This window comes from Microbacterium gallinarum (assembly GCF_014837165.1).
Classification (GTDB): Bacteria; Actinomycetota; Actinomycetes; order Actinomycetales; family Microbacteriaceae; genus Microbacterium; species Microbacterium gallinarum.
This window is the reverse complement of record NZ_JACSPM010000001.1, coordinates 1,190,496-1,215,214: the sequence shown is the minus strand read 5'-3', so window position 1 is coordinate 1,215,214 and position 24,719 is coordinate 1,190,496. Positions and strand designations below refer to the sequence as shown.

Genomic DNA, 24,719 nt, shown 5'->3' with positions numbered 1-24,719 from the left:
GACCGGTTGGCTCACGGCAGCACCACCTCCCCGTCGTCGACGCCGGTGCTGACCTCGCGCTGCTCTTCGAGCTGCACGAGCGTGACCGGTTCGAGCAGGGCCGCGCCGATGCGGGTGCACACGTCGTAGAGCGGTCCCGCGAAGATCGTCAGCGCGACGGTCACGGCCACCATCCCCGCCGTCGAGGCCGTCATGATCCTCGGGATGACCCGGCGCTCGGTGTTCACTCCGCTCGGCGATGCGCCCAGGTACGAGATGCGCGCCTCGGTCTCGGCCGAGTCGTCCTCCTCGCGCCAGAACGAGAGGTTCCATGCGCGCATCAGCGCATAGAGCGTGAGGAGCGAGGTGACGATGCCGCCCACGATGAGCACGATCATGATCGGCGTTCCCACCTCGGCGGCGGCGTCGAAGAGCGCGAACTTGCCGATGAACCCCGAGAAGGGCGGCAGACCGCCGAGGTTCACCGCGGGGATGAAGTAGAGCACCGCGATCACCGGCGCAGCCTTCATCAAGCCCTTCACGCGGAGGATCGAGGTGCTTCCGGCCCGGCGCTCGACGAGTCCGACGGCGAGGAACAGCGTCGTCTGCACCACGATGTGGTGGACCATGTAGTAGATCGTCGCGCCGATCGCCGCGGGCGTCGCGATCGCGAGCCCGAAGATCATGTAGCCGATGTGGCTCACCAGCGTGAACGACAGGATGCGCTTGAGCTCCGCCTGTGCCACGGCACCGAGCACGCCGACGATCATCGTCGCCAGGGCCACCCACAGCAGCAGCTGGTTGACGTCGTTGTCGAGGAAGAGCTCGGTCTCGGTGCGGATGATCGCGTACACGCCGACCTTGGTCAGCAGGCCGGCGAACACCGCCGTGACGGGTGCGGGCGCGGTCGGGTACGAGTCGGGCAGCCAGAACGACAGCGGGAAGACGGCGGCCTTGATGCTGAAGGCGAGCAGCAGCATGAGGTGCAGGACGAGCTGGGTCTCCTGCGGCAGCTCCCCCATTCGCTCCGAGATCTGCACCATGTTCACGGTGCCGAGGGCGCCGTAGATCATCGCGATCGACGCGAGGAACAGGATCGACGACACGAGCGACACGACGATGTAGACCACGCCGGTGCGGATGCGCGACTCGGTCGATCCCAGCGTGATCAGCACGTAGGAGGCGACGAGCAGGATCTCGAAGCCGACGTAGAGATTGAAGAGGTCGCCGGCGATGAAGGCGTTGAAGATGCCCGCCGCGAGGATGAGGTACGACGGGTGGAAGATCGAGACGGGCGTCTCATCGTCGCCGTCGGCCGCGCCCTGGCCGACCGAGAAGAGGAGGACGGCGAGCAGGACGATGCTCGAGACGAGCACGAGCAGGGCTGCGAGCCGATCGACATAGAGCACGATGCCGAACGGGATCGGCCACCCGCCCACCGACACGGCGATCGCGTCGCCGGTCGAGTCGACGACGTAGAGCAGGATCGCCGAGATGACGGTCGTGAGCGAGAAGGTCGTCACCGAGACGGCCACCTGGGTGTGGCGGTGGCGGCCCGCGATGAGCGCGATGGCCGCGCCCAGCAGGGGCAGCGTCACGAGCAGCGGCACGAGGGCGGGGGCGAAGCCGATCATGCGTCGTCACCGTCCTCTCGCTCGGTGCGACGGCGGTCGACGGGCGCGTCGTCGCGCAGGCCGGCGAAGTCGCGCGGGCCGAGCACCGTGATCGGCGAGGTGTCGAGCCCCACGAAGTCGGTCGTCGCGTCGTCGTCCTCGTCCTCGATCTCGATCTCCTCGTCCATCGTCTCGTCGACGTCGGCGGTGCGCTCGCGCACGGCGCGGTCGGCTTCGTCGTCCTCGACGGTGTCGGCCTGGCCGAGCTGCCAGGAGCGGTAGATCAGGGCGAGGAGGAAAGCCGACACGGCGAACGTGATGACGATGGCGGTGAGCGTCAGCGCCTGCGGGAGCGGGTCGGACATGTCCTCGGGATCGGCCGCGGCGCCGAAGAACGGGGCGACTCCGGGCTCGCCCATCACGATCAGCAGCAGGAGGTTGGCGGCGTTGCCTAGCAGCAGGAAGCCGATGAGCACGCGGGTCAGGCTGCGCTCGAGCATCGCGTACACGCCGCACGCGAAGAGCACCGCCATGACGACGATGAGGACTCCGGAGACGGTCATGAGACGGTCACCTCCGGACGGTGGCCCTCGCCGGCTTCGAGCGCCTGGCGATCCACCTCGGCGCCGAGGCTGCGCAGCACGTCGAGCACGAGGCCGATGACCACGAGGTACACGCCGATGTCGAAGAGCGTCGAGGTGACGAACTCCACGTGCCCGAGGACCGGGAGGTCCGCTTCGAAGAAGAAGCTCGTGAGGGGGGAGGCGCCGACGAACAGCGGCACGACCGCGCAGGCGACGGCGATCGACATGCCGATGCCGAGCAGGCGCCCGGCGTCGGTGGGCGCCGCAGCGCCGAGCTCGTAGCGGCCGCCGGCGACGTAGCGCATGACCAGCGCCATGCCCGCGACGAGGCCGCCCGCGAAGCCGCCGCCGGGCAGGTTGTGGCCGGCGAACAGCAGGTACAGCGAGACGACGATGATCGTGTGGAAGAGGATGCGCACGATCACCTCGAGCATGATCGAGCGGTTCTCGGGACGCACGCGCTGACCGCCCACGAGCCACGCCATGCGACCGCCGCCCGAACCGCGCGGCTTGACACCCTCGGCTGTCTCGACGAGCGGCCGGCGGGTGCGCGCGGCGGCCGCGGGGAGCGGCGCGATGACGCGCGACCAGGTGTCGGCACGGTGGGTGACGAAGACGAGGGATGCCACACCGGTGGCGGCGAGGATGAGCACCGACAGCTCGCCCATGGTGTCCCAGCCGCGCAGGTCGACGAGTGCGACGTTCACGACGTTCTTGCCGTGGCCGAGCTCGTACGCGAGCTCGGGGAAGCGCTCCGAGATCGGCTTCGTGCTGCGCGCCGAGGTCGCCACCAGGGCGACCGCCGCCATCGTCGCGCCGACGGCGGCGCCGAGCACGGCACGCGCCACCGGCCACACCGAGGCGTTGTGCTCGCCGAGGCGTGCGGGGATCCGCCGCAGCACCAGCGCGAAGGCGACCAGCGTCACCGTCTCGACGAGGATCTGCGTGAGTGCGAGGTCGGGGGCGCCGCTCGTCGCGAAGAGCATCACCATGCCCAGACCCGTCGCCGAGACCAGCACGACGCCGGTGTAGCGCTTGCGCGCCCGTACCGCGACCAGCCCGGCCACGATCATGATCGGGGCGACGACGAGCTGCGTCGGCGTCTGGAACAGGTCGAGCTCCGCCCGCCAGGCCGGGCTCGCGAACAGCGCGGTGCCCTCGGCTGCGACGAACACCACGAAGATCGTCCCGACGTAGACGGGCAGCGAACCCCGCTGGGTGAAGCTCGTCGTGATCACCGAGAGCCGGGCGATGCCGCGGAGGACGCTGTTGTAGACATCGGCCGCCGTGAACGGCAGCATCCGCTTCGACCATCCGGCACGGGCCGTCAGCCAGAACACGACGGCGCCGACCGCGATCGTGCCGAGCGAGACCCACAGCGCCGGCTCGAAGCCGTGCCAGAGCGCGAGATGGGCGGGATGCTCCGCCGCACCGGCGGGCGCCCGGTCGGCGTAGCCCGCGAACGCGACGTCGAGCTGCGGCGCGAGGAAGCCGGCCACGACCGTGAGGGCGGCCAGCACGACGGGGGCTCCGAGGAAACCGATCGGCGGGTCGGGCCACTCGGTCGTGGGCACCGCCTGGCGCGAAGCATCCTTCTTCGTCCAGAACGCGCCCCACAGGAAGCGGAAGCCGTACGCCGCCGTGAGCACCGATCCCAGCACGACTCCGGCGAAGGCGACGATGCCCCAGGGCGAGCCGGCGAGCGCCTCGTCGAGCAGGGCGGTGAGCGCGCCCTCCTTCGCGACGAAGCCGATCGTCGGGATGATGCCGATCATCGAGGCGACCGCGATGAACGAGAACGTCGCCATGACGGGCGCCTGCCGGCCGACGCCGCTCAGCTCCGCGATGTCACGCGTCGAGAGCTGGCGGTCGATCACGCCGACGACGAGGAACAGCGCCGACTTGAACAGGGCGTGGCTGAGCAGAAGCGCGAGTCCGGCGAGCGCGGTGTCGCGCGTGCCGAAACCCAGCACGACGGCCAGGAGCCCGAGCTGGCTGACCGTCCCGAACGCGAGGATGCGCTTGAGGTCGGTCTCGCGGAGCGCCTGGAAGCCCGCCATCAGCATCGTGAAGACGCCGAGCGAGATCACGATCGGGCGCCATGTCGGCGCCACCGCGAACACCGGCGCGAGGAGCGCGATCAGGTAGATGCCGGCCTTCACCATGGCAGCGGCGTGCAGGTACGCGCTGACCGGGGTCGGCGCGGCCATGGCACCGGGCAGCCAGAAGTGGAACGGGAAGATCGCCGACTTGCTCAGCGCGCCGACGAGCAGCAGCACGAGGGCCGCATCGACGACCGGGCCGGTGGGGGCCTCGGCGAGGATCGTCGAGATGCTCGAGGTGCCCGCGTCGACGACGAGCAGCACGACGCCGACCAGCATGACGAGGCCGCCGAGCGTCGTCACGAGCAGGGCCTGCAGAGCGGCCCGGCGACTCGCGGCCCGTCGGTTGTAGTAGCCGATGAGCAGGTACGACAGGATGCTCGTGATCTCCCAGAACATGACGAGCACGACGAGATCGTCGGTCAGCACCAGGCCGTACATGGCGCCGGCGAAGGCGAGCAGCACGGCGGAGAACTGGCCGAGGTTGTCGCTCTTGCCGCGGAAGTACCAGCGGCAGTAGATCATCACGAGCGCGCCGACGCCCGTGACGATGAGCGTCATGAGCCACGCGAGGGTGTCCATCCGCATCGAGAGCTCGATGCCGAGAGGCGAGATCCAGTCGTAGGACTCGAAGGGCGGGTCGCCTGCCAGCACGGCGGGCGTCGCGACCACGGCGTGTCCGAGGCCGACGAGCGGCAGCACGGCGGCGACGTAGAAGGCGCGGGCGCCGATGCGGCCGACCAGCCACGGGAGCACGAGGGGCGTGAGCGCGAACGCACCGAGGATGAGGAGCATGGGGGCCTCCTCATGTCGTCGGCCGGGGGCTCCCGCGCGCAGCTCGGGCGATCAGATGTCTCGTGAAGTCTACCGGGGCGAAACGGCAGGTGCGTTCGCGCGGGGCATCCGAAGCGGCGAGCGCAAGGTCGTCCGAACGCACAGGAGAGCCGAGCGGATGCCGCGCCCCGGCGTGCGAGAGTGGACCTGTGGCCGTCGACCCCGCCGTGACGCGCGCACCGCGCTGGCCGCGCGAGGTGCTGGGCGCCCTCGCCGCACTCGCGATCGCGATCGCGGTCACCGCTGCGGTCGCCGCGGGGCCGAGGTCGGTTCTGCTCTTCCGCGACGGCGACTCACTCGTCACGACGCTCGTGGCCCGGTCGATCGCGGTCGGTCAGCCGCAGGACTGGGCGATGTCGACCGTGCTCTTCCTGCCCGAGAGCGCCCTCGTCGTGCTGCTCTCGCTGCTCGGGCTGGGCGTCGCCGGCACGCTCGCCACCGCCGCGATCGTCACGCTGCTCGCGCTGTACGGAGCGCTGCGGCTCGCGGCCGGCGCCGCCGACGCGGCGCGCGCGCCGATCGCGGGGGCCCTGCTCGCGCTGTCGGGGTTCGGACTGCTCGCGATCACCGAGTCGTCGCCGAGCCGGGATGCGCTCGAGCCGGCGTCGCTCCTGCTGACGACGACGTACTACAGCGCGACCGTGATCGCCTCGGTGCTCGCGGTCGGACTCGTGCGACGCACCATCGATCGGCCCGGACGCCGCCTGCACGTCTGGGCCCTGTCGGCCGTGGGCGCGGCATCCGTCCTCACCAATCCGCTGTTCGCGGCGTGGGCGGTCGTTCCTGTGGTGGCCGTGCTGGCCGTCGTCGCGTGGCGCGGTGGCTCGTCGCGGCGCCGCACCGCGGTGTGGCTGGTCGCCGCGCTCGTGGGCGGCTCGGTCGCGGGTCTCGTGCTGCGGCTGCCGCTCGCCGGCATGATCGCGAACACCGGCGTCGGCTACGCCGATCCGTCGCGCTGGCTCGAGTCGGCCGGGTACTACGCGTTCCTCCTCGGCGAGCGCGCGAGCACCGTCGTCGGGGTGCTCGGGGTGACGCTCGGGTTCGCGCTCTGGGTGTGGTGCGTGTCGGCGTCCGTGCTGCTGGTCCGGAGGGGCGATGTCGGCGCGGCCCTCATCGCGGCGTGCGGCTGGGTGATGCCGGTCCTCGTCGTCGTCGGTGCCGTCGTCCTCGGGACGCACGCCGCGCGCTACCTGCAGCCCATCGGGTTCGCGCCCGTGCTCGGCCTCGCGGTGCTGCCCGCGCTGCTGCCGCACCGGACCGCCCGCCCCCTCGGCCTCCCGGTGCTCACCGGGGCGACAGCCCTCGCGCTGCTGGTCGCGTCGGCCGTCGGCATCCCTCGCATCGCGTCCGCCGCGAACGCGCCCGATGCCGATCTCGACTGCGTCGTGGAGTGGACGGATGCCGCGTCCCGCACCGGAGCCGGTCAGTTCTGGACGGTCCGGCTCGCCAAGGCGCACCTCGACGACCCTCGGCGCCTCGTGCAGGTGGACCACGAGCTGCGCGGCTACGCGTGGCTCGTCAACCGCGACGACTTCAGGGACGGCGTCGTGTCGTTCCTCGTGATCGACGACCAGTCGGTGCCGTTCGCCCTGCCCGACGGCGCCTCCCTCGACGGCGCCGAGCTGATCGACTGCGGCCGCTACACGATCGCCGACTTCGGCGAGCGCACGCTGACGCTCGGCCCGCAGCGGTCCTGACCCGCCCGGTCCTCGCCCGCCCTGAGCTCACCCGCGAGACGGCGCATTCGCGACGAAACGTCCGCATCCGCACGCCGTCTCGTCGCAGACGTGATGTCTCGCGCCCGACGGCAGCAGCAGCGGCGGCGGGGTCAGGCCGGCGCGGGACCCGTCGTGTTGCCCTCACGGAAGTCGCACGTGAAGCTGATCGACGCCGCACCGTCGCCGTCGAGCATCGCCGTCACGGCGCGTCCCGCCGCGCGTCCCTTGTCGGCCGCGGGCTGCACGAGAGTCGTGAGCTCGTACGGCGCGAGCCCGTCGACCACGATGCCGTCGAAGCCGGTCACGCTGACGTCCTGGGGAACACGGAGTCCCGCCTCCTCGGCGGCGCGGATCACCCCCGCTGCGAGCAGATCGCTCTGCGCGATGACGGCGGTGGGGCGCTCGGCGGGGTCGGCGAAGATCAGCCGGCCGGCCGCGAGTCCCTCGTCGATGAAGCTGCCGGCGGCGGCGTAGGCCGCGGCATCCGGGAACACGTCCAGGGCCCCGGCGAGACGCTCGCGCGTGACGTCGACCGTGATCGCGGTGCCGTCGAGGATCCAGCCGCCCTCCCAGCCCGCGCGTGCCGGCAGTGCGACGATCGCGACCCGCGTGTGCCCCAGCGCGCGCAGGTGGCTCGCGGCCTGACGCTGGGCTTCGCGGTTGTCGAGGCCGATGCGGGGCACGTCGTCGCCGGCATCCCCCTCGATGACGACGACCGGGATGCCGCGTGCCTTGACGGCGTCGAGCGAGCGGCGCAGGTGGCCGCTGCAGCCCACGAGGACGGCGGCGTCGAGCGGCGCGGTGGTCAGGGACGTGCCGCCGTCCGGCTCGGTGTCGCGCAGCAGCAGGAGGCCGGCGCCGAGCGGGGCGACTCCGTCGGAGAGGCCGTCCATCATGAGCGTCTTGACCGGGTCGAGGAAGGCGGTGCCGAGGTGCTCCTCGAACACGACGCCGACGATCCCGGACCGGCCGCGGCGCAGCGAGGCGGCCCGCGGATCGGGTCCGGTGTAGCCAAGCGCCGACGCGGCGTCGAGCACCCGGCGGCGCGTGGCGTCGGAGACCTTGGTCTTGCCGCTGAAGACGACGGACGCGGTCGACGGCGAGACGCCCGCCTCGCGTGCGACGTCGGAGATGGTGGCTCGGCGCGTGCTCATGTCGGTTCGATGGTACCCCGCCGTCAGGACGCGCGTCGAATCGATTCGACAAGCTTCGGATCGGCCGCTACCGTTGTCGGGTGGACAAGGTTCTCTCGCGCTCGCAGTTGGTCAACTGGCGCACCGCGGTCTTCACGATCTTCTTCGTGACGGGGCTCGGCTTCGCGTCCTGGGCGTCACGGCTGCCGGCTGTGAAGAGGGACCTCGGCATCGATGACGCCGAGATCGGCATCCTGCTGTTCATCTCCGGTGCTGCGGCGATCGTCGGCCTGTCGATCGCGAACGTGCTCGTCGTGCGGCTCGGTGCCCGCCGTGGCATGTTCCTGACGATCGTGACGTTCTCCCTCGGCGTCGCGGTGGTGGGCCTCGGTGTGGAGTTCCTCGAGTCCTACGCCGTCACCGCGATCGGGCTCGCCCTCATGGGTGTGGGAATGAGTGCGACCGACGTCATGATGAACGTCGAGGCGGCCGCGGTCGAGCAGGCCTTCGAGAAGACGCTGATGCCGCTCTTCCACGCCTTCTTCAGCCTCGGCACGGTCGCAGGAGCCGGCATCGGCGTGCTGATGGCCGTCTGGAACGTCGGCGTCGCCTGGCATCTCTGGGTCATCGGCATCCTCGTGCTGATCGCCGGGCTGGTCGCCCTGCGGGCGGTGCCGATCCGCGAGACCATGCACGACGATCCGGCGACGCCCGCGACCCGCCGCGAGCGACTCGCAGAGCAGCTGGCCGTCTGGCGCGATCCGCGCACCTACGCCATCGGCGCGATCATGCTCGGCATGGCGTTCGCAGAGGGCAGCGCCAACGACTGGCTGACCATCGCGATGGTCGACGGCCACGGCGAGACCGAGGCCGTCGGCGCGATCGCCCTCACCGTCTTCTCGGTGTCGATGACCGTCTTCCGCGTCCTCGGCGGCCCCATCGTCGACCGCATCGGTCGCGTATGGACGCTCCGCGTCCTCGCCGTGGCCGCCGGCCTCGGACTCATCCTGTTCATCCTCGCGCCGAACCTCCCGATCGCGTTCGTCGGCATCGCGCTGTGGGGCGCCGGGGCGTCGCTCGGCTTCCCGCTGGGCATGTCGGCGGCCGCCGACGACCCGGCCAAGGCCGCGGCATCCGTCTCGGCAGCCGCCACCATCGGATACCTGGCCTTCCTGTGCGGCCCGCCCGCGCTCGGCTGGATCAGCAACCAGATCGGCATCCTGCCCACGCTGTGGATCATCGTCGGCCTCATCGCGCTGTCGGGTCTCGCGTCGGGCGCCGCCAGGCCCATCGCCGGCTCCAAGGTCGGTGCGGGTCATCCGCACCACTGATCGCAGTAGTCCGGGCGCGGGCTAGGCTCTTCGGGTGCGTCTCGTCATCGCCCGCTGCTCCGTCGACTACACCGGTCGGCTCACCGCGCATCTCCCGCTCGCGACGCGTCTGCTCGTCCACAAGGGCGACGGGAGCCTGCTCGTTCACTCCGACGGCGGCTCGTACAAGCCGCTGAACTGGATGAGCCCGCCGTGCCGCCTGGAGGTGGAGGAGCCGGATGCCGAGTCCGCCGCCGCGGGGGTGCGCGAGTACTGGCGCGTGACGCACGCCAAGACCGGCGACGCTCTGCTCGTGCGCATCTACGAGGTGCTGCACGACACATCGCACGAGCTCGGCATCGACCCCGGTCTGCAGAAGGACGGCGTCGAGGCCGACCTGCAGCGCCTGCTAGCCGAGCAGGTCGACGTGCTCGGCGAGAACCTCACGCTCGTGCGCCGCGAATTCCCGACGGCGATCGGCCCGGTCGACCTGCTGCTGCGAGACCCCGCCGGCGGCACGATCGCGGTCGAGGTGAAGCGCCGCGGCGACATCGACGGCGTCGAGCAGCTCACGCGCTACCTCGAGCTCCTCGGCCGCGACCCGCACCTCGCCCCCGTAACCGGCGTGTTCGCCGCGCAGGAGATCAAGCCTCAGGCGAAGGTGCTCGCCAACGACCGCGGCATCCGCTGCGTCACCCTCGACTACGAGGGCATGAAGGGCATCGAGTCCGGCGCCCCCCGCCTGTTCTGACCCCTCGCCTCCCGCTTGTCTCGGAGCGCCGGTGCAGTCTCGCGATAGACGAGGGGGTGCGCGGCGCCCCATAGGGTGGAAGGCATGCCGAGCCGATCGCCCTGGACCTGTGTGCTGTGGGACGTCGACGGCACGATCGTCGACGCGTCCGACGGCATCCTGCGCCGGCTGACGGTCACTCTCGAGCACTTCGGCAAGCGTCCGCCGACCCGCGCCGAGCTGGTGCACTGGATCGGCCCGCCGATGTACGAGTCGTTCCAGGTCAACGTCGGCATGACGCCCGCCGAGTCGAGCGAGGCGGTCGCGTTCTACCGCGTGCTCGGCAAGGCCGACGGCTACACGACGGGCGCCAAGCTCTTCGACGGCATCGATGTGCTGATCCGGGATGTCGCGGCAGCCGGCATCCCGGAGGCGACAGCCAGCTCCAAGCCCGAGGTGCAGGTCGTCGCCCTGATGGACCACTTCGACCTCTCCACCTCGCTCACCGCGATCGTCGGCGCGACGCCCGACGAGAAGACGCTCAGCGCGAAGTCCGACATCGTGGCGGAGGCCCTGCGCCGCCTCGCGGCAGCCGGGGTCGACACGAGCCGCCCCGTGCTCGTCGGCGACCGGCATCACGACGTCGAGGGCGGTGCGGCCAACGACGTGCCGGTGATCTTCGTGCGCTGGGGCTTCAGCTGGCCGCACGAGGCCGACGGTGCACAGGCCGCGGTCGACGACGTGTCCCAGCTGCGCACGCTTCTCCTCTTCGAGGACTCCGATGGCTGAGAGCGTCGGGGCGATCCTCGCGTGGCTGGTGCCCGCGCTGGTCGTGTTCGGCGTGACGGCGATCCTCGTCGCCGTCCTCGCCTGGGGCATCCGCCGTGCCCGTCGTTCTCCGCGCGCCCGGGCGGCGGCCGAGCAGGAGCGCACGCGCGCCGGCGCGACACTGGTCCGGCTCGACGACGCGGTCGCCGAGCTCGACCTGGAGGTCGGCCTGTCGGGCGCGCTCTACGGGGGCGGGGCGCCGGTCTCGCTGCGGCGGGCGCGCATGACCGCCCAGCACGTGCGCGACGAGTCCTTCGACGAGTACCGCGCACTGTCGGCGTCCGACGCCGCTCCCGCCGAGATCCGCCGCCTCGCCGCGCGCATCGACCGCCGGTCTGCCGACGCCCTCGCGGTGATCGCGACCGCCCGAGCCGAGCATGCTGAGTGGGTGCGCGCGAACGTGTCCGCCGCGAGCCAGGTCGCGTCGGCGCGCGAGCGCCTCGCCCAGCTGCGCGCGTCGATGGGCGACCCCGCCGCGCTGGTCGGCGAGCTCTCGGCTCGCTTCGCCGAGGAGGAGTGGAGGGATGCTTCGCGCGCCGCCCACGACGCCACCGCCGCTGCCGACGAGGCGTCGGGCCTGCTCGACGCGGCGCAGGCGCGGGTCGCCGATCCGTCGCAGAGCGTCCTCACCGAGCTCGCGTCGGCCGAGCGCGCGCTGCGGAGGGCCGAGGCGGACGCCCGCATCCTCGAGGAGACGCACCGGCTCGTGCTGCAGGCAGCGCAGGCCGTGCCCGGAGAGATCGACGCCGCACGGACTGCGCTGCGCCAGGCCGGCGTGACGCGCGAGCACCTGGATCCCGCCGACGCCGAGCGGCTCGGCGCGGAGCTGCGGGCGATCGAGTCGGAACTGACGAAGGTGGAAGCGGATGCCGCGCGCCATCCCTCGCGCTCCGTCGACCGCATCGCACGCCTGCGCGGCCGGCTCGACCTCGCTCTCGGCGACGCACGCACCGCGCAGCAGCGCATCCGCGGAGCGCGCACGGCGCTGCCGGGGACGCTCGCCGCCGCACGCAGCGCCATCGCGCAGGCCGAGGCATCCGTCTCGCACTCGCGCGGCGGCGCAGACGCCCGCGCACGCCTGCTCTCGGCCCAGGACGAGCTCGCCCGCGCGCGGCAGGTCGACGACCCGGTCGCCGCGCTCGACGCCGCGCGCCGCGCTCTGCGCCATGCTGAGGATGCGAAGGCCCTCGCCGAGTACTCCCGGCTCGGCGGGCGCTGATCCGGCCCCCCTCGCTATCGTGAGGGCATGACCGACGCCGAGTCGCGATCGAGCCGTCCTGTCCTCGCCGTGCTCGCACGGATCCCCGTCACGCTGTCGCTCATCGCCATCGTGCTGCTGGTGGGGATCGTGTGGGGCGGGCTGTGGCGCCCGTTCGCAGACCATCCGCTGTTCGACACCGTCGCCTACGGTCTGCCGGCGCTGGTCGAAGGACGATGGTGGACGCCCGTCACCGGCACGTTCTTCGTCGACCACCCGATCGTCTACGCCTTCGTGATCCCCAGCTTCGCCGGCCTCGCGTACCTCGAGCATCGCCGCGGCTCGCTCGCCGCACTCGGCTACTTCGGCATCGGCCAGCTCTTCGCGATCTTCGCCAGCGCACTGTTCCTGTGGGTCGCGTCGGCCTTGCCGTGGCCGTGGGCGCAGATGGAGGCGACGGTGCTCGACGTCGGTCCCTCGGGCGGCACGCTCGCGGGGATCGCGGCGGCCGCCGGCCTGCTGGTCTCGCCGTGGCGGGTTCGGGCGTGGCTCATCGTGCTCGGCTTCTCGTTCGTGACGCTGTTCTTCTGGGGCTCGCTGGCCGACCTCGAGCACGCGTTCGCCGTGCTCCTGGTGCTGTTCGTCGACCGATCGCTGCGGATCCAGCGCACCACGGTCCGCGAGCAGCGGCTCATCGCGTTCGTGGCGGTGCTGGTGATCCTGGCGGTCGAGGTGCTCACCCTGCTCGTGCCGACCGACGGCCCGTTCGGCCACACCCGCGCCGCGGGCGGCTCGTTCCTCGACATCGCCCTCGACGTGGTCGTCATCGCGATCCTCGCCAACGGCCTGCGCCGTGGGCGGCGCTGGGCGTGGATCTGGACGATCGTGCTCGCCGCCGTCAACGTGCTGACCGGTGCGCTCATCGTCGTGCTCGCGGCCGTCCTGGGGCCGGAGCGCCTCGACGACCAGATCGGGGACTTCAACGTCGCGCTCGCTCAGTCGGCGATGTGGCTCCTGCTGCTCGTGTACCTCGTCTGGGTGCGGCGCGCGGTCCGCGCGCGCCGCAAGAGCACCCTCGGCGCGCAGCCCGCGCCGACGGTCGACGACGTCAAGGATGCGCTCCGGGCGCACGGGGGCGGCACCCTGTCGTGGATGACCACGTGGGACGGCAACAGCTACGCCCGCACCGAGTCCGGCGGCATCGTCGCCTACCAGCGCCGGGCCGGAGTGGCGATCGTGCTGGCCGATCCGCTCGGGGCGGAGGCATCCCGAACCGCATCCGTCGTCGAGTTCATCCGCGCTGCCGAGCACGCGGGCCTCGTGCCGTGCTTCTTCAGTGCGGGCGAGGCGACGCGCGCAGCCGTGCCGTCAGGATGGCGCAGCATCGTGGTCGCCGACGACACGATCGTCGACCTTCCCGACCTCGAGTTCACCGGCAAGCAGTGGAGTGCCGTGCGCACCTCGCTCAACCGGGCCGGCCGCGAGGAGATGACGTTCCGCATGACGCGGCTCGCCGACGAGCCGTGGGGCATCCGCCAGCAGCTGCGCGCGATCTCGGAGATGTGGGTGGGCGACAAGGGTCTGCCCGAGATGGGGTTCACGCTCGGCACGCTCGACCAGGCCGAAGACCCGGAGGTGCGGCTCGCGCTGGCCATCTCGCCGCAGGGCGATGTCGACGGCTTCCTCTCCTGGCTGCCCGTCTACGGCGGCGACGGGGCGGTGCGCGGGTGGACGCTCGACCTCATGCGTCGGCGCGACGGCGGCTTCGGGCCGGTGATGGAGTTCCTGATCGGCTCATCGGCCCGCCAGTTCTCGGAGGAGGGCGCCGAGATCATGTCGTTGTCGGGTGCGCCGCTGGCACACGATTACCCACCGGATGCCGGCGCCATCGCCTCCCTGTCGGACTGGCTGGCCGACTCGCTCGAGCCCGTCTACGGCTTCCAGTCGCTGCATCGCTTCAAGAGCAAGTTCCATCCGCGCTACGAGACGATGTACCTGCTCTTCCGCGACGAGGCCGATCTCACCCGCATCGGCGCGGGGCTCACGCGGGCGTTCCTCCCCGACGCGACGCTGCGTCAGTTCGCGGGTGCGGGGATGGAGCTGGTGCGCGGCGACCGCGAGTGACACAGCCCAAAAGGAAAGCGCCCGGCGATGGCCGGGCGCGTGACTGGGCCGCGGCATCCACTCTCCGTCTGGGACGGCTGGGGAGTGCCGCGGCGCAGCTCCGTTGATGCCGGACCCGAGGGTCCGGGAGGATCAGATGGGGCGGATGTTCTCCGCCTGCAGGCCCTTGGGGCCCTGGGCGATCTCGAACTCGACCCGCTGGTTCTCCTCGAGGGAGCGGTATCCGCTCGCCGCGATGGCGGTGTAGTGCGCGAAGACGTCTGCGCCACCCTCATCGGGAGCGATGAAGCCGAAGCCCTTCTCCGAGTTGAACCACTTGACGGTGCCCTGCGTGCTCATTACTTGCCGTTCCTTGATGGTGCCCGCGCTGGTGCGACGAGTCCCCTCCAACGTAATGGTGTATGGGGGCGTGCGCGCTAGGGGTTTTCGCGGGCGTGACAGAAATGTTGCAGAGCGCGTGCACGGAGGCCCGCGGGCCCCATCGGACGCCCGGGCTGAGCGGAGCTCGAAGCCCGGGCGTCGACGGATCCCCCCGGATAGGCCACGCAGAAGCGTGACACCCACATCGTACCGATATATCGGCCGGACGGCGAGGTCGAAACGGCAGTCGGGGCAAGGTCTCGAGGGGCGTTCCAGCGCAGGTGAACGGGCCTCCGCGCGCGGTTCAGCGAGAATCCATGCACGTGAATCCGGGCGTCGTACACTGGTCGCCAGCATGTCCGTGCCCCTCGCCCCTCTCGTCCCCCGCGGCACCGTTCTCGGTGACGAGGTCTACGCACGCCTGGGCGAGGCGATCCTCGACGGCAGCCTCGCGCCCGGCGAGCGCCTGCGCGACCACGATCTGGCCGAGTGGCTGGGGGTGTCGCGCACCCCGGTGCGGGAGGCGCTGCAGCGCCTCGAGCGTGTCGGGCTCGTCGAGGTGTCGCCGCATCGCTACACGCGGGTCTCCACCCCGAACAGCAAGGCGCAGGCGGACACCCTCGAGTTCGTGGCCTATCTCATGTGCAATGCCGCGCGCATGGCGATCGTGCACGCGTCCGACGAGGTGCTCGATGGCCTCGTCGCCGAGCTCGACGCCGTGATCGAGGCATCCCGAGCCGACGACCATGCCGCGCTCCTGCGCACGAGCCATGTGTTCTTCGCCGCACTCACACGCGCCACCGGCAACGTCGCGATCCTGCGGTTCATGCGCGAGGCCGAGCTGGCCATCCGGCGGAACATCGCGTCATGGCGGCCGACCATCGAGTGTCCTCTCGGCCGGTCTGCGTCGTACGAGGAGTTCCGGGATGCCCTCGCCCGGCGCGAGGGCGATCGCGCTGAGGCCGTCCTCCGCGAACTGCACGGCCTCTCCTGAGTCGGCGGCGCTCGCTACGGTGGTCGTGTGAGCCACATCGAGCTGCGGGACCTCGACGATGACGACCTCGATGCCGTGTTCGAGATGATGCGCGATCCCGAGGGGATCGCCATGGCGGCCTTCACCGCCTCCGACCCCGACGATCGCTCGGCGTTCGACGCGTGGATCGGCCGCCAGCGCTCGAACCCCGACGTCCTGCTGCAGGTCGTGACCGAGAACGGCGGCTTCGCCGGCACCGCCGCCGCCTTCACGATCGACGGCGACCGCGAGGTCAGCTTCTGGATCGCTCCGCACGCCCGCGGCCGAGGCGTCGCGACCGCGGCGATGCGTCAACTGGTGTCGCGTGAGCCGGCTCGTCCGCTCTTCGCACGCGCCGCGGCCCACAACGTCGGGTCGATCACCGTGCTCACACGGCTCGGCTTCACCGAGGTGTCGCGCAATGTGGACTTCGCCCCCGGACTCGGACGCGAGGTCGAGGAGATCGTCTTCACCCTCGTGCCGACGCTGGAGTAGCGACGACGGTCTGAAGGCGGCACGGCGCCCAGACGGACGCCGCCGATCACGCGAGAGACAGGAAGAGCTTCTCGAGTTCCTCGGGCTGGGTGGCATCCGCCCCGTCAGGGTCGGTGAGGCACTCGCGCAGGGCGGTGGAGATCACGAGGAAGCCGGCCCGGTCGAGGGCCTTCGAGACGGCAGCGAGCTGCTGCACCACGTCGCGGCAGTGCGCGTCGTTCTCGACGGCGTTGATCACGGCAGCCAGCTGCCCGTGGGCTCGCTTCAGCCGGTTGACGACCTTTCGCTTCGCCTCGGGGTCGTGACCGAATGCGGCGAGGGTGGCGGCATCATCCATGGAGTGCTCCTTCGAATTGACATCCAGCATACCCCCATGGGTATTATTGGGCTACCTCTTCAATACTGGAGGGGGTATTCGGACGGGAGAGATCATGTGTCGAGCGACGACGTGTCGCACGTGCGGGAAGACGACGTGGGCCGGCTGCGGTCAGCACGTCGCCACGGTGCGCAAGAGTGTGCCGGCGTCGGAGTGGTGCAACGGCAGCCACACCCGCCAGGAGATTCAGGCCGCCCAGTCCGAGCGCCGCGGATTCTTCGCGCGCCTCTTCGGGCGGTGACCGGGCCATGACGACGACCGACCTGACGGCCGAGACCTTCGGCGCCGCAACCCGAGGCAACGGCATCGTGCTCGTCGACTTCTGGGCGGAGTGGTGCGGCCCCTGCCGCGCGTTCGCGCCGGTCTACGACGCCGCATCCGAACGACACCCCGACATCGCCTTCGCGAAGGTCGACACCGAGGCGCAGCGCGAACTGGCCGCCGCCCACCGCATCACGTCGATCCCGACCCTGATGGTGGTCCGCGACGGGGTGCTCGTCTACAAAGAGCCCGGCGCGCTTCCCGCGGCGCAGCTCGAGCTGCTGATCGAGAAGGCGCGGGAACTGGATATGGACGACATCCGCCGGCAGATCGCCGAAACCGAGAACTGACACGAGGACATTCACATGTGCGCACAGATCACCTGCTCCTCCTGCGGCAAGCCCACCTGGGCCGGCTGCGGCCAGCACGTCGACGAGGCCCTCGCGGGCATTCCCGAAGCCGACCGCTGCAGCTGCCCGCAATGACGCGCTTCCGACCGGGCCGGGCGCCGCTGCGGCGCGTCGCCCTCACCGCCCTGTCCGCGCTCGTCTCCCTGTGGTCACCGGGGACTGACGCACGCGGGCCAATCCCGCACAGCACGAAAGAGCCGGTCGGAGGTCTTCACCTCCGACCGGCTCTTCACGTATCTTCGCTGCGCTGTGCGCGAGGGGGGAGTTGAACCCCCACGCCCTTTCGGGCACTGGCACCTGAAGCCAGCGCGTCTGCCTATTCCGCCACTCGCGCGAGTCGCGGCATCCGAGAACACCGCGTAACTCAACTTCCCGAGGATATCACGCACCAGGCACCCGCCCGAACCGGGATTCCCGGGAGGCGGTCGCGGGCATCCCAGCCTGTGCAACTAGCATGTACCAACCGGCACCCCCCGTCCGAGGAGCCCCGTGGGACTACTTGACAGCTTCGAGAAAGGTCTCGAGCGCGCAGTGAACAGCGCGTTCGCGAAGACCTTCCGCAGCGGCATCCAGCCTGTCGAGATCGCCTCCGCACTGCGGAGCGAGCTCGACAAGAAGGCTGCCGTCGTCAGTCGCGACCGCATCCTTGCGCCGAACACGTTCACCGTGCACCTCGCGCCCGCCGACGACGAGAAGATGGGCGCCCTCGGCGGCGCTCTCCAGCACGAGCTCGACACCCTCGTGCACAAGCACGCCAAGTCGCAGGGGTACTCGTTCGCGGGTCCCGTCTCGATCTCGCTGCAGCGCGACGACCAGATCGCCACAGGCACGCTCCGGGTCGAGTCGTCGACCGCGCAGGGCGGCCGGGTATCGTGGCGCGGCGTCGTCGACATCGCGGGGAAGCGGCATCCACTCGTCAAGGGCCGCACGGTGATCGGCCGCGGGAGCGACGCCGACATCACCATCGCCGACGCCGGCACCAGCCGCAAGCACGTCGAGATCCTGTGGGACGGCGAGCGCGCGATGGTCCGCGACCTCAAGTCGACCAACGGCACGCTGCTCGACGGCCGGAAGGTGACCGAGGCCGCGCTGCCGCCGGACTCGACCGTCACCATCGGCCGCACCGACATCGTCTTCCATGTCATCGCACAGGCGGCACCTCCGCCCAAGCCGACGATGACCGCCGAGGACGCCACACGCGCCTACGACCTGCGCGACGGAGGGCCGCTGTCGTGAGCGAACTGACCCTCCTCCTGCTGCGCATCGGCTTCCTCGTGCTGCTGTGGGCCTTCGTCTTCGCCGTGATCTACTCGCTGCGCGCCGACCTGTTCGGCGTGAAGGTGCGGAAGATGCCCGAGGCCGCCCCCGCAGGCGCGCCGGCACCGGCAGCGGCCGGGCGCACCGCCGGAGCCACCGCGCCCGTGGCCAAGGCCTCGGCGGCACCCGCCGGACCCAAGGGCGGCCCGGCCACGGCCGACTCGGTCTCGCGCATCGTCATCACCAGCGGGCCGAAGGCCGGCATCGAACTGCCGCTCGGCAACGAGCCGCTGACGATCGGGCGCTCGAGCGAGTCGGCTCTCGTCATCCGCGACGACTACACCTCCAGCCACCACGCGCGCCTCGTGCTATGGGGCGACCAGTGGATGATCCAGGACCTCGACTCGACGAACGGCACCTGGCACGACGGCGCCCGCGTCACCGCTCCCGCACCCGTCACCATCGGCGCGCCGATCAAGGTGGGCGCCACGACCTTCGAGCTCCGGAAGTAGCGGCGGGCACCACCACCTATGGTCTTCCAGGGCTCGAGCGCCGCCATCTCGCACACCGGCAAGGTGCGCTCCAACAATCAGGACTCCGGGTACGCCGGCTCGAACCTGTTCGTGGTGGCCGACGGCATGGGCGGCCACGCCGGCGGTGACGTCGCTTCGAGCCTCGCGATCGCCCGCCTCCAGACCCTCGACCGCCCCTACGGCTCGACGGCCGAGGCCGAGCGTGAACTGCGTGATGCGATCGGGGATGCCGCGACCCAGCTGATCGACACCGTGCACGACCGCCCGGAACTGGCCGGCATGGGCACGACGGTCAGCGCGCTCGTGATGGTCGACGACTACGCCGTCATCGCGCACATCGGCGACTCCCGCATCTACCTGTTCCGCGATGGCGCGCTCACCCAGATCACGACCGACCACACCTTCGTGCAGCGGCTGGTCGACTCGGGACGCATCACACCCGAAGAGGCGCGCTACCACCCGCGTCGCTCCGTGCTCATGCGCGTGCTCGGCGACATGGATCCCGATCCGGAGCTCGACACCTTCATCATGCCGACGCAGCCGGGCGATCGCTGGCTGCTCTGCTCCGACGGGCTCTCGGGCGTCGTCGACGACACGCACACCTCGAAGGCCCTCGCCATGGGGGTCGCCCCCGGCCGGACCGCCGACAACCTGCTGAAGCAGGCGCTCGACGGCGGCGCCCCCGACAACGTCACGATCGTCATCGTCGACGTCGGGGGCCAGCATCCGCTCTTCTCCGGCACCCCCACAGTGGTCGGCTCCGCGTCGAACCCGGTCGGGGTCGACGTGCCCGCGGCGCGCCCCGGGCGCACGAGCTGGCTGCACCCGAACCGCCAGGCCGCGAACGAGCCGACGCACTTCGAGCCCGCGGCCGAGTTCCTCGAGGAGCTCATCGAAGAGGACCGCCGCCGTGTGCGCCGACGCCGGATCGGCTGGTTCGTCGGGGTGCTGCTCGTGTTCGCCATCCTCGCGGGAGCGCTGTGGATCGGCTACCAGTGGACCCAGACCCGCTATTACGTCGGCGCCGACGAAGACACCGTCGTGATCTTCCAGGGCGTGCAGCAGGGCATCGGACCGATCGCGCTCTCGACGCCGTACGAAGACACGCAGATCCCGCTCGACTCGCTGTCGGAGTTCGCGCGGGCGACCGTCGAGCAGACGATCTCGGCGAGTTCGCTCTCAGACGCGCGTCGTATCGTGCAGTCCATCAGCGAAACCGCGGGAGGAGGCGGATGATCGGCCCGACCACCGCGACCGAAGCGGTCTCCACCGACACCGCGGTCGTGCGCGCCCTGCGGCGCATCCGCGTGCCGCAGACGCAGCGCAACCGCGAGCTCGCGCTGCTGGTGTTCGCCTTCGCGATCAACGGCTCCGCGGTCGCGCTCGTGCAGCTGGGCGCCACCGACGCGATCGACTGGACCTTCCTCGTCTACTGCGGCGGGCTGACCGCGCTCGTCGTCGCGCTGCACATCGTGCTGCGTCTGCGCGCCCGCGACGCCGATCCCTTCGTCGTGCCGATCGCGACGCTCTTGACCGGTCTCGGCCTGGCGATGATCTACCGCATCGACATCGCACGCGACCGCCACGGCTGGGAGGCGTTCTCGACACGTCAGCTCGCGTGGGCCGCGATCGCCCTCGTCGGCGCCGTGCTCGTGGTGCTGCTGCTGCGCAACTACCGCGTGCTCTTCCGCTACACGTACATCTTCGGATTCGTCGGCATCGGCCTGCTGATCCTGCCGATCATCCCGGGCCTCGGCACCGACGCGAACGCCGACGTGTGGGTCTCGCTCGGCTTCTTCTCGTTCCAGCCGGGCGAGCTCGCCAAGATCGCCCTCGCGATCTTCTTCGCGGGCTACCTCGTGCGCACGCGCGAAAGCCTGACCTCGGTCGGCACGCGGTTCCTCGGCATGACGTGGCCGCGGGCGCGTGAACTCGGCCCCCTCCTGGTGATCTGGCTGATCTCGCTCGGCATCATCGTGATGCAGCGCGACCTCGGCACGGGCCTGCTGATCTTCGGCATGTTCGTCGCGATGCTCTACGTCGCCACCGGCAAGACCAGCTGGGTGCTCCTCGGTGTGGCCCTGGCCGCCGCGGGCGCGCTGCTCGCGTCGCAGGTGCTGTCCTACGTCAACGGGCGGTTCACGAACTGGCTGGATGCCTTCAACCCCGAGGTCATCGACGCGAACGGCGGCAGCTATCAGCTCGTGCAGGGCATCTTCGGCCTTGCCCAGGGCGGCCTGATCGGCACCGGCCTCGGCCAGGGGCGTCCGTACCTCACGCCCGTCGCCGAGAGCGACTACATCCTCCCCGCGCTCGGGGAGGAACTCGGCCTCGTCGGCGTGTTCGCGATCCTGTGCCTGTACATGGTCTTCACGAGCCGCGGCATCCGCATCGGACTCGCCGGCCAGGACGACTTCGGCAAGCTGCTCGCGACGGGCCTGTCGTTCACGATCGCCCTGCAGGTGTTCATCATGGTCGGCGGCGTGACCCGCGTCATCCCGCTCACCGGTCTGACGACGCCGTTCCTCGCGGCCGGCGGTTCCTCGCTCGTGGCGAACTGGATCATCGTCGCGCTGCTGCTGCGCATCTCGGATGCCGTCCGCAGTCGCCCCCGGGTGGTGATCGGATGACCAAAGAACTCAGACGTCTCAGCATCCTGATGCTGATCATGTTCCTCGCGCTGTTCGGCTCCACCAGCTGGATCCAGGTGGTCAACGCCGAGGAGCTCGCGCAGAACCCCCGCAACACGCGCGCGCTGTACGACTCGTTCGAGGTGCAGCGCGGCTCGATCATCGCCAGCGGCGCCGCGATCGCGTCGTCGGTCCCATCGGACGACGTCTACAGCTGGCAGCGCGTGTACACCGACGCCGACATGTGGGCACCCGTCACGGGCTACATCAACCCGGCGCTCGGCTCCTCCACCGGCATCGAGCAGGCGATGAACTCGTACCTGAGCGGCACCGCGGGCTCGCAGTTCCTCTCGCGGATCGAGCGAATCTTCACCGGCCAGCCGCCGCGCGGATCGAACGTCGTGCTCTCGCTCGACGCGGCCGTGCAGCGCGCCGCATACGAGGCGCTCGGCGACCTCGAGGGCGGCATCCTCGCGATCGAGCCGTCCACCGGCCGCGTGCTCGCGATGGTGACGAGCCCGAGCTTCGACACGAACCTGCTCGCCGCGCACAACACGACCGAGGTCAACGCGACCTACGACACGCTCGTGGCCGACCCCGGCAAGCCGCTGTCGAACCGCGCGATCGGCGGCGATCTCAACCCGCCAGGGTCGACGTTCAAGCTCGTCGTCGCATCGGCCGCGCTGGCGTCGGGCGACTACACCCCCGAGTCGACGTTCCCGAATCCCGCGACGTACCAGCTGCCCCAGTCGAGCAGCGTAGTGCACAACGCGAGCGGCGGCACGTGCGGGCCGGGCGCGACGGTGACGCTCGCCGACGCGCTGCGCCTCAGCTGCAACATCCCGTTCGCGGAGCTCGCCGTCGAGCTCGGCGACACCGCGATCCGCGAGGAGGCCGAGAAGTACGGCTTCAACTTCTCGTTCGAGCTGCCCCTCGTGTCGACGCCGTCGAGCTACCCGCGCGCGCTCGACGACGCGCAGACGGCATTGACCGGGTTCGGTCAGGGTCAGGTCACGGCGACGCCGCTGCAGATCGCGATGGTCTCGGCCGGCATCGCCAACGGCGGACTCGTGATGAATCCGCGCATGGTCGACCGCGTGATCGGTCCCGACCTCTCGGTGCAGCAGACGTACGAGAGCTCGGAGTACGGCCGGGCGCTGGACGAGGGCATCGCCGAGGAGCTGGTTGCGATGATGGTCGCCAATGTCAGTGACGGCGCGGCGTCGGGTGCAAGAATAGAGGGCGTCGACGTGGCCGGGAAGACCGGTACCTCGGAGAACGGACCGGACGATCCATACACGCTGTGGTTCACCGGGTTCGCGCCCGCGGAGAGCCCGCAGGTCGCCGTGGCGGTCGTCGTCGAAGACGGCGGCGGGCAAGGTCAGGCAGGGAGCGGCAACACCATCGCCGCGCCTATTGCAAAGAAGGTCATGGAGGCGGTGCTGGGCAGATGAGACCGACGCAGGGCGTGACCTTCGGCGGCCGCTACGAGCTTGATTCGCGGATCGCGATCGGCGGCATGGGTGAGGTCTGGGAGGCGACCGATCACGTCATCGGACGGACAGTCGCCATCAAGATCCTCAAAGACGAGTACATGGGCGATCCCGGGTTCCTCGAGCGCTTCCGCGCCGAAGCCCGGCACGCGGCCCTCGTGAACCACGAGGGCATCGCCAGTGTCTTCGACTACGGCGAGGAGAACGGCAGCGCCTTCCTCGTGATGGAGCTGGTTCCGGGCGAGGCGCTCTCGACGATCCTTGAGCGCGACGGCTCCCTCTCGACCGACAAGACGCTCGATGTGGTCGCCCAGACCTCGGCGGCGCTCCAGGCCGCCCACGCGGCCGGGCTCGTGCACCGCGACATCAAGCCGGGCAACCTGCTCATCACTCCCGACGGACGCGTGAAGATCACCGACTTCGGCATCGCACGCATCGCCGACCAGGTGCCGCTGACCGCGACCGGTCAGGTCATGGGCACGGTGCAGTACCTCTCGCCCGAGCAGGCATCCGGGCACCCGGCATCCCCCGCCACCGACACCTACTCGCTCGGCATCGTGGCGTACGAATCTCTGGCCGGCAAGCGTCCGTTCACGGGCGAGTCGCAGGTCGCCATCGCGATGGCTCAGATCAACGAGCAGCCTCCGCCGCTGCCGCCCACCGTGGCGGTGCCGGTGCAGAACCTCGTGATGGCGATGATCGCCAAGAAGCCCGAGGACCGGCCCGCGTCGGCCGCCGCAGTCGCGCGTGCCGCGACCGCGCTCCGCCGGGGAGATGTCGCGGCCGCCGCCGCGGCCGTCCCCGCGATCGCCACCGGCTCCGCGGTCGGCGACGACATGACGCAGGTCCTCACCGCCGGCGGAGCGACCGGCGCGGCGACGATGCTGCTCCCTGCCGGCGACGCCGATGCGGTGGAGGGCGAGGAGGAGCCTGCCAAGAAGAAGCGCAGCCCGTGGACGTGGCCGCTCATCGCGCTGATCGTGCTGCTGCTGCTCGTGCTCGGCGGAACGCTTTGGGCGATCTTCGCGAACCAGGACGACCCCGGCCCCGGGCCGACCACGCCCTCCGCCACGACGCCCTCCGCCACTCCGACGACCCCGGCGCCGACACCGACACCCACCGCGGATCTTGTCGACGTCGGCGCGCTCGGACTGATGGGCAAGACGTGCGCAGACGCGCGCGCCATCGTCGAGGGTGCCGATCTCGTCGCCAACTGCGCCGAGGGCAACGCCGCGCCGACCGAAGCCGACCAGGGTCTGGTCTACGACGTCAATCCGACCGGACGCGTCGCGCAGGGCACGACGATCAACCTCACCGCCTATGGTCCGCAGACGCCGATGCCGGCGCCGTCCGCCCCCGCGTTCGATGCAGCGGCGGTCGCTCCTGGCGGCACGATCAACGTCACGTGGCCGCAGTACACCTGCCCGCCCGGTGAAGGCTCGGTGAGCGCGTACAACCTCACGGCGACCAACGGCACGTTCCCGAACGGCCAGTCGACGTCGTCGTTCGGCCAGGGCGACCGTTCGGCGCAGGTCACCGTGCCGAGCAACGCCTCGGGCAACGTGCTCGTGACGTACACGGTCACCTGCAGCGGCGGCCCGTCGGCAGAGCGCACGTCGGGCGCATCGCCCGAGGCGAGCGCGGCGATCCAGGCACCCGAGGACGGCGGCGAGGGCGGCGAGGGCGGCACGCCCTGACGCTCGCGAGGGGCTGACGCCGGACGGCGCGGCCCCTCCGCT

General features: G+C 70.7%; 22 protein-coding genes and 1 tRNA gene. 16 read left to right on the top strand and 7 right to left on the bottom strand.

The features are described from left to right. Positions 1 to 11: 11 nt before the first annotated feature. The 3 genes from H9622_RS05650 to H9622_RS05640 are packed head-to-tail and all read right to left on the bottom strand — an operon-like array spanning position 12 to position 5,073. A complete protein-coding gene (locus H9622_RS05650; protein ID WP_191765035.1) occupies positions 12 to 1,613 on the bottom strand; it encodes a Na+/H+ antiporter subunit D in 1,602 nt (533 codons plus the stop codon). Next, on the bottom strand, positions 1,610 to 2,155 hold the full coding sequence (locus tag H9622_RS05645) for a Na(+)/H(+) antiporter subunit C (RefSeq protein ID WP_191765033.1): 546 nt from the start codon (positions 2,153 to 2,155) through the stop codon (positions 1,610 to 1,612). Before H9622_RS05645 ends, H9622_RS05650 begins: the two co-directional genes overlap by 4 nt. Further along, positions 2,152 to 5,073, bottom strand: a complete 2,922-nt coding sequence (locus H9622_RS05640; RefSeq protein WP_191765031.1) for a Na+/H+ antiporter subunit A — start codon at positions 5,071 to 5,073, stop codon at positions 2,152 to 2,154. The genes H9622_RS05645 and H9622_RS05640 overlap by 4 nt, the downstream gene beginning before the upstream one ends. Before the next feature lie 188 nt (positions 5,074 to 5,261). Here H9622_RS05640 and H9622_RS05635 point away from each other — a divergent pair, with 188 nt between their 5' ends. After that, the gene (locus tag H9622_RS05635) at positions 5,262 to 6,809 is read left to right on the top strand and encodes a hypothetical protein (RefSeq protein WP_318247038.1); all 1,548 of its coding nucleotides are present in this window, start codon (positions 5,262 to 5,264) and stop codon (positions 6,807 to 6,809) included. Between the two features lie 131 nt (positions 6,810 to 6,940). Here the strand turns inward: H9622_RS05635 and H9622_RS05630 are convergent, their stop codons facing one another. Next, entirely contained in the window at positions 6,941 to 7,984 is a 1,044-nt protein-coding gene (locus H9622_RS05630; RefSeq protein WP_191765029.1) for a LacI family DNA-binding transcriptional regulator, read from the bottom strand. An 80-nt stretch (positions 7,985 to 8,064) separates the two neighbouring features. Between H9622_RS05630 and H9622_RS05625 the strand changes: the two genes are divergently transcribed. From H9622_RS05625 to H9622_RS05605, 5 genes are all read left to right on the top strand, one after another. Next, positions 8,065 to 9,294 (top strand): MFS transporter, encoded by a 1,230-nt coding sequence (locus tag H9622_RS05625; RefSeq protein WP_191765027.1) that lies wholly within the window; start codon positions 8,065 to 8,067, stop codon positions 9,292 to 9,294. Positions 9,295 to 9,328: 34 nt separating this feature from the next. After that, a complete protein-coding gene (gene nucS, locus H9622_RS05620; RefSeq protein ID WP_191765026.1) occupies positions 9,329 to 10,024 on the top strand; it encodes an endonuclease NucS in 696 nt (231 codons plus the stop codon). Between the two features lie 84 nt (positions 10,025 to 10,108). Then, entirely contained in the window at positions 10,109 to 10,792 is a 684-nt protein-coding gene (locus tag H9622_RS05615) for an HAD hydrolase-like protein (protein ID WP_191765024.1), read from the top strand. Further along, entirely contained in the window at positions 10,785 to 12,050 is a 1,266-nt protein-coding gene (locus tag H9622_RS05610) for a coiled-coil domain-containing protein (protein WP_191765022.1), read from the top strand. Before H9622_RS05615 ends, H9622_RS05610 begins: the two co-directional genes overlap by 8 nt. 27 nt (positions 12,051 to 12,077) lie before the next feature. Next, a complete protein-coding gene (locus tag H9622_RS05605) occupies positions 12,078 to 14,153 on the top strand; it encodes a bifunctional lysylphosphatidylglycerol flippase/synthetase MprF (protein WP_191765020.1) in 2,076 nt (691 codons plus the stop codon). A 132-nt stretch (positions 14,154 to 14,285) separates the two neighbouring features. On the opposite strand, the gene H9622_RS05600 is transcribed toward H9622_RS05605, so the two are convergent. Next, entirely contained in the window at positions 14,286 to 14,492 is a 207-nt protein-coding gene (locus H9622_RS05600) for a cold-shock protein (protein WP_191765018.1), read from the bottom strand. Between the two features lie 376 nt (positions 14,493 to 14,868). On the opposite strand from H9622_RS05600, the gene H9622_RS05595 reads away from it, so the two are divergent. Together H9622_RS05595 and H9622_RS05590 are read left to right on the top strand one after the other, a co-directional pair. Further along, positions 14,869 to 15,507: a GntR family transcriptional regulator gene (locus tag H9622_RS05595; RefSeq protein WP_191765016.1), complete on the top strand. Its 639-nt coding sequence runs from the start codon at positions 14,869 to 14,871 to the stop codon at positions 15,505 to 15,507. Between the two features lie 27 nt (positions 15,508 to 15,534). After that, entirely contained in the window at positions 15,535 to 16,020 is a 486-nt protein-coding gene (locus tag H9622_RS05590; protein WP_191765014.1) for a GNAT family N-acetyltransferase, read from the top strand. Between the two features lie 46 nt (positions 16,021 to 16,066). Here the strand turns inward: H9622_RS05590 and H9622_RS05585 are convergent, their stop codons facing one another. Further along, positions 16,067 to 16,357, bottom strand: coding sequence for a metal-sensitive transcriptional regulator (locus H9622_RS05585; RefSeq protein ID WP_191765012.1), 291 nt, complete (start codon positions 16,355 to 16,357; stop codon positions 16,067 to 16,069). 94 nt (positions 16,358 to 16,451) lie between these two features. On the opposite strand from H9622_RS05585, the gene H9622_RS15790 reads away from it, so the two are divergent. Both H9622_RS15790 and trxA read left to right on the top strand, forming a co-directional pair. Continuing rightward, positions 16,452 to 16,637, top strand: a complete 186-nt coding sequence (locus tag H9622_RS15790) for a hypothetical protein (protein WP_225221557.1) — start codon at positions 16,452 to 16,454, stop codon at positions 16,635 to 16,637. A 7-nt stretch (positions 16,638 to 16,644) separates the two neighbouring features. Continuing rightward, positions 16,645 to 17,007: a thioredoxin gene (gene trxA / locus H9622_RS05580; protein WP_191765010.1), complete on the top strand. Its 363-nt coding sequence runs from the start codon at positions 16,645 to 16,647 to the stop codon at positions 17,005 to 17,007. A 310-nt stretch (positions 17,008 to 17,317) separates the two neighbouring features. Here the strand turns inward: trxA and H9622_RS05575 are convergent. Then, a tRNA-Leu gene (locus H9622_RS05575) sits at positions 17,318 to 17,401 on the bottom strand. A gap of 155 nt (positions 17,402 to 17,556) precedes the next feature. Between H9622_RS05575 and H9622_RS05570 the strand changes: the two genes are divergently transcribed. From H9622_RS05570 to H9622_RS05545, 6 genes are read left to right on the top strand one after another with little or no spacing between them, the layout of a single operon-like run. Continuing rightward, complete coding sequence (locus H9622_RS05570) at positions 17,557 to 18,303, top strand: FhaA domain-containing protein (RefSeq protein ID WP_191765008.1); 747 nt, start codon at positions 17,557 to 17,559, stop codon at positions 18,301 to 18,303. Beyond that, positions 18,300 to 18,836: an FHA domain-containing protein FhaB/FipA gene (locus H9622_RS05565; RefSeq protein ID WP_191765006.1), complete on the top strand. Its 537-nt coding sequence runs from the start codon at positions 18,300 to 18,302 to the stop codon at positions 18,834 to 18,836. The genes H9622_RS05570 and H9622_RS05565 overlap by 4 nt, the downstream gene beginning before the upstream one ends. An 18-nt stretch (positions 18,837 to 18,854) precedes the next feature. Next, the gene (locus H9622_RS05560) at positions 18,855 to 20,093 is read left to right on the top strand and encodes a PP2C family protein-serine/threonine phosphatase (protein ID WP_191765003.1); all 1,239 of its coding nucleotides are present in this window, start codon (positions 18,855 to 18,857) and stop codon (positions 20,091 to 20,093) included. After that, a complete protein-coding gene (locus tag H9622_RS05555; RefSeq protein ID WP_191765001.1) occupies positions 20,090 to 21,487 on the top strand; it encodes an FtsW/RodA/SpoVE family cell cycle protein in 1,398 nt (465 codons plus the stop codon). Before H9622_RS05560 ends, H9622_RS05555 begins: the two co-directional genes overlap by 4 nt. Then, a complete protein-coding gene (locus H9622_RS05550) occupies positions 21,484 to 22,941 on the top strand; it encodes a peptidoglycan D,D-transpeptidase FtsI family protein (RefSeq protein ID WP_191764999.1) in 1,458 nt (485 codons plus the stop codon). Before H9622_RS05555 ends, H9622_RS05550 begins: the two co-directional genes overlap by 4 nt. Continuing rightward, entirely contained in the window at positions 22,938 to 24,677 is a 1,740-nt protein-coding gene (locus H9622_RS05545) for a serine/threonine-protein kinase (protein WP_225221556.1), read from the top strand. Before H9622_RS05550 ends, H9622_RS05545 begins: the two co-directional genes overlap by 4 nt. Positions 24,678 to 24,719: the final 42 nt, after the last annotated feature.

Bases quoted from the DNA above. Each gene is read 5' to 3' on its own strand.
- H9622_RS15790 (WP_225221557.1), top strand. From the start codon at position 16,452: ATGTGTCGAGCGACGACGTGTCGCACGTGCGGGAAGACGACGTGGGCC.
- H9622_RS05595 (WP_191765016.1), top strand. From the start codon at position 14,869: ATGTCCGTGCCCCTCGCCCCTCTCGTCCCCCGCGGCACCGTTCTCGGT.
- H9622_RS05555 (WP_191765001.1), top strand. From the start codon at position 20,090: ATGATCGGCCCGACCACCGCGACCGAAGCGGTCTCCACCGACACCGCG.
- H9622_RS05650 (WP_191765035.1), bottom strand. From the start codon at position 1,613: ATGATCGGCTTCGCCCCCGCCCTCGTGCCGCTGCTCGTGACGCTGCCC.
- H9622_RS05585 (WP_191765012.1), bottom strand. From the start codon at position 16,357: ATGGATGATGCCGCCACCCTCGCCGCATTCGGTCACGACCCCGAGGCG.
- H9622_RS05605 (WP_191765020.1), top strand. From the start codon at position 12,078: ATGACCGACGCCGAGTCGCGATCGAGCCGTCCTGTCCTCGCCGTGCTC.
- H9622_RS05545 (WP_225221556.1), top strand. From the start codon at position 22,938: ATGAGACCGACGCAGGGCGTGACCTTCGGCGGCCGCTACGAGCTTGAT.
- trxA (WP_191765010.1), top strand. From the start codon at position 16,645: ATGACGACGACCGACCTGACGGCCGAGACCTTCGGCGCCGCAACCCGA.
- H9622_RS05640 (WP_191765031.1), bottom strand. From the start codon at position 5,073: ATGCTCCTCATCCTCGGTGCGTTCGCGCTCACGCCCCTCGTGCTCCCG.
- H9622_RS05630 (WP_191765029.1), bottom strand. From the start codon at position 7,984: ATGAGCACGCGCCGAGCCACCATCTCCGACGTCGCACGCGAGGCGGGC.
- H9622_RS05550 (WP_191764999.1), top strand. From the start codon at position 21,484: ATGACCAAAGAACTCAGACGTCTCAGCATCCTGATGCTGATCATGTTC.
- H9622_RS05600 (WP_191765018.1), bottom strand. From the start codon at position 14,492: ATGAGCACGCAGGGCACCGTCAAGTGGTTCAACTCGGAGAAGGGCTTC.
- H9622_RS05615 (WP_191765024.1), top strand. From the start codon at position 10,109: ATGCCGAGCCGATCGCCCTGGACCTGTGTGCTGTGGGACGTCGACGGC.
- H9622_RS05560 (WP_191765003.1), top strand. From the start codon at position 18,855: ATGGTCTTCCAGGGCTCGAGCGCCGCCATCTCGCACACCGGCAAGGTG.
- H9622_RS05645 (WP_191765033.1), bottom strand. From the start codon at position 2,155: ATGACCGTCTCCGGAGTCCTCATCGTCGTCATGGCGGTGCTCTTCGCG.
- H9622_RS05610 (WP_191765022.1), top strand. From the start codon at position 10,785: ATGGCTGAGAGCGTCGGGGCGATCCTCGCGTGGCTGGTGCCCGCGCTG.